The organism is Devosia sp. Soil_C_22, assembly GCF_057657195.1.
The window spans coordinates 2,380,339-2,392,661 of record NZ_JBDGIY010000001.1 but is presented as its reverse complement, the minus strand read 5'-3'; the positions used below and the strand labels follow the sequence as shown (position 1 = coordinate 2,392,661).

Genomic DNA, 12,323 nt, shown 5'->3' with positions numbered 1-12,323 from the left:
CTGATTTGCCGCGCCTGCGCCGCGCTGCTAGAAGCCGCGGCATATTGGGCCGCCAGCGGCCGAAAGGACACGCCTTGGCGTCCGTTACCACCTCATCGCCGGATGACCGCATGCAGGCCGGGCTCGTCTCGGGCCTCACCGCCTATCTGCTCTGGGGCTTCCTACCGCTGCTGTTCGACAAGCTGCGCCATGTCGGGGCGACGACGCTGGTCGCCGACCGGACGCTGTGGTCGCTGCTGCTCGTAGGCGCGATCCTGATCGTTGCCGGCCGCACTGCCGAAGTCCGCGCCATCCTGCGCGACTGGCGCACGGTGCGCTCGATGGGGCTGGCGGCAGTCCTGCTCGCGGCGAACTGGCTGATCTATGTCTACGCGGTCGAGACCAACCAGGTGCTCGAGGCGAGCTTCGGCTATTTCATCAACCCGCTGGTGAATGTGGCGATGGGCATGCTGCTGCTCGGCGAGCGGCTCAATCGCTGGCAGACGGTTTCGGTGGCCATTGCCACCGTGGCGATCGGCATCCAGGCCATGGGACTGGGCGGCGTGCCCTATATCGCGCTCAGCCTCGCCATCACCTTCGCGCTCTACGGCTACCTCAGGAAGACCGCCAAGGCCTCGTCGGCGACCGGCCTCTTCGTCGAAACGCTGCTGCTGTCGCCGGTGGCTTTGGGCTACATCCTCTACACCTTCGTGCGCGATGGCGGCATCGGCGTCCATGCCGATCCGGGCACGCTGCTGCTGCTGGCGGCCACCGGGCCGGCGACGGCGGGGCCACTGCTGCTGTTCGCCTTTGCCGTGCAGCGGCTGCGGCTCAGCACCATCGGGATGCTGCAATACATCGCGCCGTCCATCCAGTTCCTGCTGGCGATCACGCTGTTCGGCGAACATCTCAACGGCACGCGGCTACTGAGCTTCGGGCTGATCTGGCTGTCGCTGCTGGTCTACACCGCCGACTCGATCGTCCGGCTGCGCAAGGCAGCGGCATGACGGACGAGCTGCCCGCCCTCAGCTTCACCGCCCGGGTCGAGGGCGTGTTCGTGGTCGAGACCGAAGCTGTCGAGTCGACGCCGAAACCCGAGATTCAGCTCACCTATGCGGGCGTCGTCGGCGACCGGCACGAGGGGCTGACGCGGCCGAGCGGGGCGCGCGAGCCGTGGTATCCGCGCGGCACCAAGATGCGCAACGAGCGCCAGCTTTCGATGCTGTCAATCGAAGAACTGGTCGAGGTCGGGGCGACGCTGAAGCTGCCCAGGCTGCCGGCCGAATGGATCGGCGCCAACCTCGTGCTCTCAGGCGTTCCGGAGTTCTCGAAGCTGCCGCCGCGCACGCTGCTGATGTTCCCGAGCGGAGCCACCATCCGCGTCGACGGTGATAACGGACCGTGCCGCATTTCCGGCCGTTCGATCATGGAGCACCATCCGGATCGCAAGGATGTCGAGTTCGCCTTTGTCAAAGCCGCATTGGGCAAGCGCGGGCTGGTCGGCTGGGTCGAGCGCGAAGGCGCCGTCCGGCTCGGCGACGAGGTGAGGGTGCGCACCTGGCGGCAGGCGATCTACGCCGCGGCAGGCTGATTGAGGGCCTGCCGCGCACCGCGGATGGTGGCGGCCACATCCTCGAACACGGCAGTGAAGGGCGTCGCCTCGCGCCAGACCAGCGACAGGTGGCGGCGCGCGCCGGGCGATTTCAGGCGGTGGATGCTGATGCGGTTGCCGGTCGCCTCCTTGCGGAGCGCGATCTCGGGCAGGAGCGTAATCCCCTGGCCGTTGGCGACGAACTCCACGATCGTCGACAGCGACGTCGCCGCGAAGGTGTGGCGGGCCGTGTCGGCATCGAGGGCGCAGGCCGCGATGGCCTGGTCACGCAGGCAGTTACCCTCATCGAGCAGCAGCATGCGGTCGCCGTCGATGGCGGCGAGCGGCACGGGTTCGCTGGTGCGCTCGGTGGCGGCAGTCGCCAGCACGAACTCATCGTCGAACAGCGGCGCGCGGGTGAGGCGCAGGCCGCCGGCCTTGGGTTCGCTGGCGATCAGCGCGAGGTCGAGGCTGCCATCGGCGAGCGCTTCGACCAGCGCTTCGGTGCGGTTCTCTGACACGGTGAAGCTCAGTTGCGGCAGCTCCCGCTGCAGCGCCGGGAAGATGTGGGGCAGGAGATAGGGGGCGACCGTCGGGATCACGCCGAAGCGGAGCGGCCGAGTCGGGTGGCCGCGCGCGCCGCTGACAAAGCCCTCGAGCGCGTCGGCCTGCTCGAGAATCGGGAGGATACGCTCGATGAACTCGCGGCCGAGCGGGGTCAGCCGCACCGATTTGCCGAGCCGGTCGAACAGGGGCGCTCCGCAATGCGCCTCGAGCTGGCGGATCTGCTGGCTCAGCCCCGGCTGGGTGACGTTGCAGCGCTCGGCGGCGCGGCCGAAATGGCCGGTCTCCGCCAGCACGGCGACATAATGCATCTGCCTCAGGGTGATCATGATAAGCTTAGATTATCAACGTGAGTAGTGCAATCAATTGGCATTATGCCGCGCCCTTGGCCAGAATGGAATCATTCCAAAAGAGTGGTCGCGGGGGCATGGCGATCCGTCTGCGCGCCGCATTTGGTCGGCGTTGCAGTCACCGCCGTGTCACCTCGGCCTACTATCCAACGACAGACAGACGGAGACGAACATGGACGCAGGCAGTGATGGTGGCGCGGGCAAATGCCCGGTTCCGCATGGCAGCACCGGGCGCAGGAATCGTGACTGGTGGCCCAAGCAGCTCGACCTTTCCATGCTTCACCGCAATTCCTCCCTGTCCGACCCGATGGGCTCGGATTTCGACTACGCCGAGGAATTCAAGAAGCTCGATTTGGCCGCGGTGAAGGCCGACCTCGTCAAGGTCATGACCGACTCCAAGGACTGGTGGCCGGCTGATTTCGGCCACTACGGCGGGCTGTTCATCCGCATGGCCTGGCATAGCGCCGGCACCTATCGCATCACCGATGGCCGCGGCGGCGCGGGGCAGGGGCAGCAGCGTTTCGCCCCGCTCAACAGCTGGCCGGACAACGCCAATCTCGACAAGGCGCGCCGGCTGATCTGGCCGATCAAGCAGAAATACGGCAACGCCATCTCGTGGGCCGACCTGCTCGTCCTCACCGGCAACGTCGCGCTCGAATCGATGGGCTTCAAGACTTTCGGCTTTGCGGGTGGCCGCGCCGACGTGTGGGAGCCTGAAGAGCTGTTCTGGGGGCCGGAAGGCACTTGGCTCGGCGACGAGCGCTATTCGGGCGAGCGCCAGTTGAGCGAGCCGCTCGGCGCGGTGCAGATGGGCCTCATCTACGTCAACCCGGAAGGCCCGAACGGCAATCCGGATCCGGTTGCGGCGGCGCGCGATATCCGCGAAACCTTCAGCCGGATGGCGATGAACGACGAGGAAACCGTTGCGCTGATCGCCGGCGGCCACACCTTCGGCAAGACCCATGGCGCGGGTGATCCGTCGCTGATCGCGGCCGAGCCGGAAGGCGCCGACCTCGAGGACCAGGGCCTGGGCTGGAAGAGCAAGTATGAGTCCGGCCATGGCGCGCACGCTATCACCTCCGGCCTCGAGGTGACCTGGACGCAGACGCCGGTGAAGTGGAGCAATTTCTTCTTCGAGAACCTGTTCAACTACGAGTGGGAGCTGACCACCAGCCCGGCCGGCGCCAAGCAGTGGGTGGCCAAGACCGACGACAAGGTGATCCCGGACGCGTTCGATGCGACCCGTAAGCACCGGCCGACCATGCTGACCACCGACCTGTCGCTGCGCTTCGACCCCGAGTACGGCAAGATCTCGCGCCGCTTCTTCGAGAACCCGGACCAGTTCGCCGACGCCTTTGCCCGCGCCTGGTTCAAGCTCACCCATCGCGATATGGGGCCCAAGGTCCGCTATCTCGGCCCGGAAGTGCCGGCCGAGGACCTGATCTGGCAGGACGTGATCCCGGCCGTCGACCACGCACTGGTCAACGACGCCGACATCGCGACGCTGAAGCAGAAGATCGCGGCCACCGGCCTCACCGTTGCCGAGCTCGTTGGCACCGCGTGGGCCTCGGCCTCGACCTTCCGCGGATCGGACAAACGCGGCGGCGCAAACGGGGCGCGCATCCGCCTCGCACCGCAGAAGGACTGGGAAGTCAACAAGCCGGCGCAGCTGGCGAAGGTCCTCGCCGTCCTCGAAGGCGTGCAGGCCGATTTCCAGGCCGGCGGCAAGCGCGTGTCGCTGGCCGACCTGATCGTGCTGGCCGGCGGCGTCGGCATCGAGCAGGCGGCGAAGGCCGCCGGGCAGGATGTCACCGTGCCGTTCACGCCGGGCCGCATGGATGCCAGCCAGGAGCAGACCGACGCACTCTCATTTGCCGCGCTTGAGCCGCGCACCGACGGTTTCCGCAACTACCTCGGCCCTCGCCGTTTCCTCGAGCCCGAGGAAGCACTGATCGACCGCGCCGCGCTGCTGCGGCTCACGGGTCCGGAAATGACCGTTCTCGTTGGCGGCCTGCGCGTGCTCAAGGTCGGCGTCAACGACCACGGCGTGTTCACCGACCGTCCGGGGACGCTGAGCAACGACTTCTTCCTCAACCTGCTCACCATGGACACCGTCTGGGCGCCCAAGGCCGGCGAGGAAGGCGTCTACGAGGGTCGCGACCGGGCGTCCGGTGCGCTCAAGTGGACCGGCACTCGCACGGACCTGATCTTCGGCTCGCACTCGCAGCTGCGCGCGCTGGCTGAGGTTTACGCGCAGTCGGACTCGGCTGGGAAGTTCACCAAGGACTTCATTTCCGCGTGGGTGAAGGTGATGAACGCGGACCGGTTCGATCTCGCCTGAGGTCGTTCACGGCGCCCGCAGTCGTCATCTCCCCCTTGGCGGGGGAGAAGCGAGACTTACGAGCGCAGCGAGTTAGTCGCAGCAGAGAGGGGGCGTGGCGGGCACCGTACCTCCCACGCCCCCTCTCTTGCGATTTCTAGGACTTAGCAAACGCTAAACCCAAGAAATCGCTTTCTCTCCCGCCAGGGGAGAGATGGGCTCCGTGCCCAATTCGTAAAATTTGAATCAAACCCGCCCGTTCACCTTCAGCGGACACTCCGATCTGTCCTCCCAATGTCGCCTCCAGCGTCGGCAGAAGCCGGAGGGAAGTGACGATGAGTGAAATGGAAGAAGGCGCAACGCGGGCCTTTTCGACGTTCAGAGTGCTGAACGGGGATTCCAATATCGTGGAACGCGAACAGCTGTTCCGCAACATGGCCCAGCTCTACTCCTATGTTTCGGATCGCTGCGACGATGAGCAGGTCGCGCAGTATGACGAGGTGCTGTGCCAGCTGGCCGAACTGGTCGAAGCCGAGGCGCGCTCGCACGTGGCCAAGCTCCTGGCGCCACTCGACCGCGCGCCGGGCAATGTCGTGGTCAAGCTCGCCAACGACCTGATCGAGGTGGCGCAGCCGCTGCTCGAATTCTCCAACGTGCTCAGCGACGACGACCTCATCGACATCATCATGAACCAGTCCGAGGCGCACCGTGTCGCCATCGCCGGTCGCCAGCAGGTGCCCGAGCGCGTCGGCGAGGCGATCGTCGAGCATGGCGAGACCGAATCCGTGACGCGCCTCGTGCGCAACGAAGGCGCCGAACTGGGCACCACGACGCTGCGCCGGCTGGCCGAGCGCGCCGCCTCCGATGCCGCCATCGCCGCCGATCTGCGCGGCCGCCCCAATATCGATTGGTCGGCAGTCGGCACCAAGATCGAGCAGGTTGGCCAGCGGGTGCGCGAGACGATGGTGCAGATCGATCCGCAGGTCGATCCGGTCACCGTCGGCAAGGTGCAAGCCGTGGTCTACAACCGCATGCGCAACCGTGCCGGCTTCTCCAGCCAGGAGTGGAAGGTCGCCTACAACCAGGTCAAGGCACTCGCCGATCGCAAGCAGCTCGATGAGCGCGCGCTGATCCGCTTCGCCCGCTTCGGCTATGGCCACCACACCGCTGCGGCGCTGACCATCCTGCTGCGTGTCGGCCCGGAAGTCTTCGTGAAGTGGCTGGCCATGCAGGACTACGTCGCCATCACCGTGGCGCTGCGAGCGCTCGGTATCGCACCGGACCTGTTCGAGGCCATGGCCGCCTCGATGCCGTGGCGCGACCTGCCGACCCAGCCGGACCTGCAGAATGTGCGCAAGCGCTTCGAGGCGCTGAGCCAGGACGAAGCGTCGGAGATATTCGAGACGTGGCGCAGCCACGCCTTCCGTCGCCGCCAGCCCACCGAGGATGCGGCCGGCGCCGCCTGACAACGACTCCAAAGCCTGTCTGAGAAACTCTGCGGCGACCCCCGGGTCGCCGTTTTCTCGTGCGCTCAGCGCAATTCCTGCGCCAGTCCGATGAGCAGTCCGCCGGGCCCGCGAATATAGCAGAGCCGGTAGATGCCCTCGTAGTCGACCACTTCGCCGACGAGCTGGGCGCGTCGGCCGAGCCTCGTCAGCGTGGCGTCGAGATCATCCAGAGCGAACATGACGCGCAGATAGCCCAGCGCGTTGACCGGGGCACTGCGATGGTCCGAGACGACGGCCGGCCGCAGGAAGCGCGAGATCTCCAGCCGGCTGTGGCCGTCCGGGGTGCGCATCATGGCGACTTCGACATGCTGGTCGCCCAGCCCGGTGACCTTCCCGGCCCATTCGCCTTCGATCGTCGCCCGGCCTTCGAGCTCGAGGCCGAGCTCGCCAAAGAAGGCGACGGCCTCCTCGAGGTCGTCGACGACGATTCCGACGTTGTCCATCCGCTTGATTGCCATGCAGGTACTTTATGCGCCGCGCCGGCAGGGGTCTACTGCCTGCGCTTGCGCGAGCCGGGCGCGACTTTCCCGATGCCGTGTCGAATTGCAGCCGGCCTGTTCGGCTATGGTGTGAAGGCAGCGCAACAGGGTCCGCTGCCACATCGTTTGAGGATCTGCCATGACCGAATATCTCGTCGCCGTCCACCATCCCGATGACTTCAAGCCGTCCTCGGAGAGCGAGGCGACGCGCGCCGATGTCAGCGCGCTCAACCGCGAAATGGTCGCTGCCGGCATCCGCGTGTTCGTCGGCGGGCTGACCTCGGTCAGCGATGCCCGCGCCATCCGCGTCAGGCCCGATGGCCAGGTCGTGGTTACCGATGGTCCATACATCGAGACCAAGGAGCATATCGGCGGCTTCTGGGTGCTCGAGCTCCCCGACATGGAGGCGGCGCTCGAATGGGGCCGCAAAGCCGCCATCGCCTGCCGTGTCCCGGTCGAGGTGCGCCCGTTCGGCAAGGGCTGAGTTCAGCGGGGCAGCAGCCTTGTGAGTGCTTCCTCGACCAGCGCGGGGACCTGCGCCGGATCGCCGAGATAGGCGATTTCGAGCAGGCCGTCCGACAGTGCGACGAGCAACGAGGCGGTTATCGCGGGGGCAGGGTCTCCGGCGCCAGCCGAAAGGTCACGCAGGGTGTCGTGGTACCAGGCCCGCCGTGCATCGACAGCCCGTCGCACCGGGCTTCTGGGGTCGGGATATTCGGCGGCGGCATTTAGGAACGGGCAGCCGCGGAAGCCGCCGCCGATCGCGGCGTCGCTGATCCGGCCGAGGATGGCGGCAATCATCTGGCGCGGCGGCCCAGGCGGCAGCGCGGCGACGGCAGCCCGGCCGATCCGATCCTGTTCCCCGATATAGGCGACCACCAGGTCATCCTTGGACGGGAAGTGGTTGTAAAAGGTCGCCTTGGCGACGCCGGCCTCGGCGATAATGCGGTCGATGCCGACGGCGTGGATGCCCTCGGCGTAAAATAGCCGGGTTGCGGTGGCGAGCAGGCGCTGGCGCGCGGGACTGACTGCCGGCGTGTTCATCGTTCCAAAGCCTCCCGTTTTCACCACTTGACTATAACAGACAGGTCTGTACAGTACAACATACAGACCGATCTGTTCATTAGTGTGTGCTGAGATCGGAGACCGACGATCGGAGATAAGAAATGACAGTGCTCGAACTCCAGGCGTTGACGGCCCGACATTCCGGCGCAGAGGCCTTCCATGGCGGGCTCTTTCGTGGCGTCTTGATGTCGGTGAAGCGCTGGCACTGCCGTCGGCAGACGCTGGCCCGGCTGTCGGCGTTGAGCGAGCGCCAGCTGGTGGATATGGGTGTCGAGCCCTCCGACATACCCCTGCGGCACAACTCGATGTGGGAAAAGCCCCATAGTCGGCCGGACATCCGGTAACCGAGGGACAGAAATGAGCAAGAGGCTCCGCGACAGCACTGGTCTGCGCCAGTTCCTGGATATCGAGCAGCAGCGCAACTGGATGGAGGGCAAGTCGGCCCCGCCCGATGCCGATGAACGGTCGGATTCCGTGGAACAGCGGTTCAAGTACGCGCCGCGGCTGCAGAAGCTGCTTGCCCGACCGCAGGCCGAGGCAGTCCTGAGCATCCTCAGGCTGTACAGCCAGAACTGCATTCCCATGCCACGCAGAACGGAACGAGAATACTGGTCGGTATCGTGTCTGCCGTCGACCTCAGACAAGCCGCTGGTCCGCGTCAACGCGAGCTGGATGGAGCTGTTCACGATCTACGCGGACGGCGACGGCGTCCGCGCCCGATTCATCGTGCATCTCTCCGATTTCAGCACGGACCGCTCACAGGCGGAGGGCCACGTGGACGAGACCCTGCTGGAGCAAAGCGTCACGACACCGGAGGACGTCAGCTACTTCTTCCCGCGCGGCGAGGACATGTTCGGCATCAATGTGCGCGGCTCCGCCTCGATCGATAAATTCCTCTCGGTTCCCGGCGTGTTGCGCGCCATTCGCAGATTCAACCTGACGCACATGAACCGGGGGCGGAACGCCTATCAGGCGAGCCACTGCTACGGCGTCGCGGACTACATGCTGGATGGCCAAGGCTAGCTCAGCGTTTCCGAGGCCGGCGGCCATCGGTTCCTGGATCAAATCTTTTGATAGGAGACGGAAATGCAATCGAACGACACAGCGGAGGTCATCCGCCGGTTCAACCAGGCGTTCGCGGAGCACGATCCGCAGCTGCTCGAGGGCCTGATTGCCGCCGACTGCGTGATGGAAACCATCCAGCCGGCTCCGGACGGGGAGCGCTACGAAGGATATGAGACCAATTTCGAGTTCTGGCGTGCGCTGGCGGCCGATGCCACTTCGCGGTTCGAGGTGGAAGAGACCGTGGTGATGGACAATCGCGCCAATATCCGCTGGCGCCTGCACTTCGGGGAGAACGATTCCCTCCGCGGCGTGAGCCTGATGCAGGTGCGCGACGGGAAGATCGTCGAGGCGCTGGCCTATGCCAAGGTGCCAGGGCAGATCGCTCCACTGCCCGAGGCGGAGCCGCGACCGCATGATGACAGGGGAGAAACGCGATGATCATAATCGCCGGCCACACCGAGACGAGGGACGTCAGCGAGCGCGACGCCGCCGTCGCGGGCTTTGCCAAAATGGTCGAGCGCGCGCGGCAGCAGGATGGCTGCCTCGACTTCGCGATCTCTGCCGATGCCGTCGATGAGCGGCGGGTCAACCTGTTCGAACGCTGGCGCGACGAAGCGGCGCTCAAGGCCTGGCGCAAGGTCGCGCGGGGGCCACGGATGGCGCCGGTGCGCGTCGAGGTCAGCCTCTACCGCACGGAAAAGGCGGAAACGCCGGTCTAGCCTGCGTCGACCCGCGACACTTGTGCGGTTGCACGGTGGGCACCGGCGCGGTACCTGCCTCGCGAGGGCAAGATGAATCCGAGAGCACGCCGCATGGTTCGGGAGGTCGGCACCGCGTTTGCGGTGTTGGCCATCTACGTTCTCACGCTGCTGCTGCCGATGCACCAGGCCGCCGGGCTGCAGCGGGACCTTGCCGCACTGGGCTACGAGACCATCGGTGCCTGGTCCGTCTGCGAGGATTTTGTCCCGACCGACAAGGGCGGAGACCAACCCGAGCCGGCGGCGGTCAAGTGCCCAGCAGCGGGCATCGGCAAATACGAGTTTGCGGCGCTGCTGCCGCCAGCCATCACCATTGCCGCGCCAGTTGTTGCCGAGTCCATCCGGCACCTGCTCCCCGCGACGCCGGCGTCGACCAGCCCGCCGGATCATTTCGGGCAGCCCCGCGCCCCTCCAGCCTTGGTCTGATATTCTGACTGGCAGTCTTCTGCCGCACAGACCTCAATCGACTGGAGATCAATGATGATCCGTATGCTTTCCTGCGCGGCCGTGGCCGTCGCTACCTTCGCCTCTGCCGCTCCGGCCTTCGCCCACGTCACTCTCGAGGTGCCGCAGGCGGCGATCGGCTCGACCTACAAGGCCGTGCTGCGCGTTCCGCATGGCTGCGGCGCTGAGGCGACCCACACCGTCCGGGTGCAGATCCCAGAGGGGTTCTTTGCCGTCAAGCCGATGCCCAAGGCCGGCTGGACGCTGGAAACCGTCACCGGGCCCTACGCGCAACCCTATGACAATCACGGCACGCCGCTCACCGAGGGCGTGAAGGAGATCGTCTGGAAGGACGGCAACCTGCCCAACGAGTGGTACGACGAGTTCGTGTTCCGCGGCACCTTCGCCGGCTCGCTCGAGCCCGGGCGGTTCTATTTCCCGCTGGTGCAGGAATGCGCCAATGGCGAAGAGGCCTGGATCGACGTCACCGGCGACGATGATGCCGAGATGCCGGCGCCGAGCCTCGAACTCGTTCCTGCCGGCGCGGCTGGTCACTGATCCGGGTCGGGCGCGGTCAGTCCCGCGCCCGCCTTTCCGATGGAGAATGGCATGCCGAGCGGATTGATCCGCACCGTGGTGATGGCCGTCGCGCTGCTGCTCGCCTCGGCGACCGCCGCCATGGCGCACGCGCAGCTGCTGTCGAGCTCGCCGGCACCGAACGTGGTGGTCGCCGAGGCGCCGGAAATGGCGCAGCTGATGTTCAGCGAGCCGGTCACCGCGCTGGTCGTGACGCTCATTGCGCCGGACGGAACGCATCAGGACCTGCTCGGGCAGACCACCAGCGGCGAGACGCTGACCGTCACGCTGCCGGAGGGGCTGGGGCAGGGCACGCATGTGCTGAGCTGGCGGGTGATCTCGGTCGATGCGCATCCGATCGGCGGCTCGCTGATCTTCTCGGTCGGCGCCGTGTCGGGCGATGGCACCATCACGGTGCCTGCCGCGGACGCGGTCGTCTCCGTGGCGCTCTGGGCTAGCAAGCTTGCGTTGTTCATCGGCCTGCTCTTCGGCCTCGGCGGCGCGGTCTTCGGCCTCATCGCCACGCAACCGCTTGGTGCGCGCCGAGCGGCCATCACGTTGACGCTTGTCGGCCTCATCGCCGCACCCGCGAGCCTGGGTCTCCACGGCCTCGATGCGCTTGGTCTTGGGCTTGGCGCTATTTTGAGTGGTCCGCCATGGACCACGGCGCTGGCCACCAGCTACGGCCCGACGGTCCTCATCGCCGCGGCGGCGCTGGCGCTGGCGTTGCTGGCCCTGTTACGCCCCCGCTTCGGCGTGGTCGCGTGGCTCGCCTGGCCGCTGGCCGGGCTGGCTTTGTCGCTGAGCGGGCATGCCGGGGCGGCCGAGCCGCAATTGCTGACCCGGCCCATGGTGTTCCTGCACGTCAGCGGTCTTGTCTTCTGGGTCGGCGCGCTGGTGCCGCTCTTCGTGCACCTGCGCGAGCGCACACCGGAAGCCGATCGGGCGCTCGCCGATTTCTCCAGCATCATCCCGCTGGCCGTCGCGCCCATCCTGATCTCGGGTGCGGCGCTGGCCGTGGTGCAAATGGGCGCACCCGGTCCGCAATGGCTCGCGCCCTATGGCCTCATCCTTGCGACCAAGCTTGGCCTGCTCGTGGCGCTGCTCGGGCTCGCCGTGTGGAACCGCGGCTGGCTGACCAAGCCAGTACTGGCCGGTGCCCCGGGAGCACCACGGCGGCTCATGCTGTCCGTGCGGGCGGAGATCGTGCTCGTCCTGCTGATCCTCGGGCTCGTCGCCGGATGGCGGTTCACGCCGCCGCCACGAGCGCTCGCCGAGGCGGCGACGATCACTGCCACCGCGCCGCTGCTGCTGCACCTGATGGGGGACGAGGACATGGCGATGGTCACGCTCGATCCCGGCCAGGCCGGACAGGTGTCGCTCGATATCTCGCTCTCCGACCACGACGGCAACCCACTGGTGGCCGAGGCGATCACCGTGACGATCTCGTCACCCTCACTCGGCATCGAACCCTTCAAGGCCGAGGCCGCCGCCAACGGGGTGGACTGGCAGGTCAGCGGCGTGCAGCTGCCGCTTGCCGGCCGCTGGCAGCTCGAGCTCAATATCCGCAAGACGCGGTTCAGCCTCGTCCGGCTGTCGACGGAGTTCGAGCTGCCCTAGAGGG

At 66.6% G+C, this 12,323-nt stretch carries 15 protein-coding genes; 12 read left to right on the top strand and 3 right to left on the bottom strand.

The features are described 5' to 3' along the window. The first annotated feature begins 74 nt into the window (after positions 1–74). Positions 75–986, top strand: a complete 912-nt coding sequence (rarD, locus tag AC3A6I_RS11610) for an EamA family transporter RarD (RefSeq protein ID WP_487543858.1) — start codon at positions 75–77, stop codon at positions 984–986. Further along, positions 983–1,570, top strand: a complete 588-nt coding sequence (locus tag AC3A6I_RS11605; RefSeq protein ID WP_487543856.1) for an MOSC domain-containing protein — start codon at positions 983–985, stop codon at positions 1,568–1,570. Before rarD ends, AC3A6I_RS11605 begins: the two co-directional genes overlap by 4 nt. Here AC3A6I_RS11605 and AC3A6I_RS11600 read toward each other — a convergent pair. After that, a complete protein-coding gene (locus tag AC3A6I_RS11600) occupies positions 1,552–2,463 on the bottom strand; it encodes a hydrogen peroxide-inducible genes activator (protein WP_487543855.1) in 912 nt (303 codons plus the stop codon). The genes AC3A6I_RS11605 and AC3A6I_RS11600 overlap by 19 nt on opposite strands. A 193-nt stretch (positions 2,464–2,656) precedes the next feature. On the opposite strand from AC3A6I_RS11600, the gene katG reads away from it, so the two are divergent. Together katG and AC3A6I_RS11590 are read left to right on the top strand one after the other, a co-directional pair. Continuing rightward, positions 2,657–4,825: a catalase/peroxidase HPI gene (katG, locus tag AC3A6I_RS11595; protein ID WP_487543854.1), complete on the top strand. Its 2,169-nt coding sequence runs from the start codon at positions 2,657–2,659 to the stop codon at positions 4,823–4,825. 314 nt (positions 4,826–5,139) lie between these two features. Next, complete coding sequence (locus tag AC3A6I_RS11590; protein ID WP_487543853.1) at positions 5,140–6,270, top strand: DUF2336 domain-containing protein; 1,131 nt, start codon at positions 5,140–5,142, stop codon at positions 6,268–6,270. Between the two features lie 65 nt (positions 6,271–6,335). Here AC3A6I_RS11590 and AC3A6I_RS11585 read toward each other — a convergent pair whose 3' ends face one another. After that, on the bottom strand, positions 6,336–6,770 hold the full coding sequence (locus tag AC3A6I_RS11585; protein WP_487543852.1) for a VOC family protein: 435 nt from the start codon (positions 6,768–6,770) through the stop codon (positions 6,336–6,338). Positions 6,771–6,930: 160 nt separating this feature from the next. On the opposite strand from AC3A6I_RS11585, the gene AC3A6I_RS11580 reads away from it, so the two are divergent. Continuing rightward, positions 6,931–7,275 (top strand): YciI family protein, encoded by a 345-nt coding sequence (locus tag AC3A6I_RS11580; RefSeq protein WP_487543851.1) that lies wholly within the window; start codon positions 6,931–6,933, stop codon positions 7,273–7,275. 2 nt (positions 7,276–7,277) lie between these two features. On the opposite strand, the gene AC3A6I_RS11575 is transcribed toward AC3A6I_RS11580, so the two are convergent. Next, positions 7,278–7,835: a TetR/AcrR family transcriptional regulator gene (locus AC3A6I_RS11575; RefSeq protein WP_487543850.1), complete on the bottom strand. Its 558-nt coding sequence runs from the start codon at positions 7,833–7,835 to the stop codon at positions 7,278–7,280. A gap of 122 nt (positions 7,836–7,957) precedes the next feature. Between AC3A6I_RS11575 and AC3A6I_RS11570 the strand changes: the two genes are divergently transcribed. From AC3A6I_RS11570 to AC3A6I_RS11540, 7 genes are all read left to right on the top strand, one after another. After that, positions 7,958–8,200, top strand: a complete 243-nt coding sequence (locus AC3A6I_RS11570) for a DUF1127 domain-containing protein (RefSeq protein WP_487543849.1) — start codon at positions 7,958–7,960, stop codon at positions 8,198–8,200. Positions 8,201–8,213: 13 nt separating this feature from the next. After that, complete coding sequence (locus tag AC3A6I_RS11565) at positions 8,214–8,879, top strand: hypothetical protein (protein ID WP_487543848.1); 666 nt, start codon at positions 8,214–8,216, stop codon at positions 8,877–8,879. Positions 8,880–8,942: 63 nt separating this feature from the next. Continuing rightward, positions 8,943–9,359 carry a nuclear transport factor 2 family protein gene (locus tag AC3A6I_RS11560; protein ID WP_487543847.1) on the top strand — a complete coding sequence of 139 codons (417 nt, stop codon included), beginning with the start codon at positions 8,943–8,945 and terminating at the stop codon, positions 9,357–9,359. After that, on the top strand, positions 9,356–9,640 hold the full coding sequence (locus AC3A6I_RS11555; protein WP_487543846.1) for a putative quinol monooxygenase: 285 nt from the start codon (positions 9,356–9,358) through the stop codon (positions 9,638–9,640). The genes AC3A6I_RS11560 and AC3A6I_RS11555 overlap by 4 nt, the downstream gene beginning before the upstream one ends. Positions 9,641–9,712: 72 nt before the next feature. Then, complete coding sequence (locus tag AC3A6I_RS11550; RefSeq protein WP_487543845.1) at positions 9,713–10,105, top strand: hypothetical protein; 393 nt, start codon at positions 9,713–9,715, stop codon at positions 10,103–10,105. Between the two features lie 54 nt (positions 10,106–10,159). Next, positions 10,160–10,681, top strand: coding sequence for a YcnI family copper-binding membrane protein (locus tag AC3A6I_RS11545; RefSeq protein ID WP_487543844.1), 522 nt, complete (start codon positions 10,160–10,162; stop codon positions 10,679–10,681). 51 nt (positions 10,682–10,732) lie between these two features. Continuing rightward, positions 10,733–12,319: a copper resistance CopC/CopD family protein gene (locus AC3A6I_RS11540; protein ID WP_487543843.1), complete on the top strand. Its 1,587-nt coding sequence runs from the start codon at positions 10,733–10,735 to the stop codon at positions 12,317–12,319. Positions 12,320–12,323: the final 4 nt, after the last annotated feature.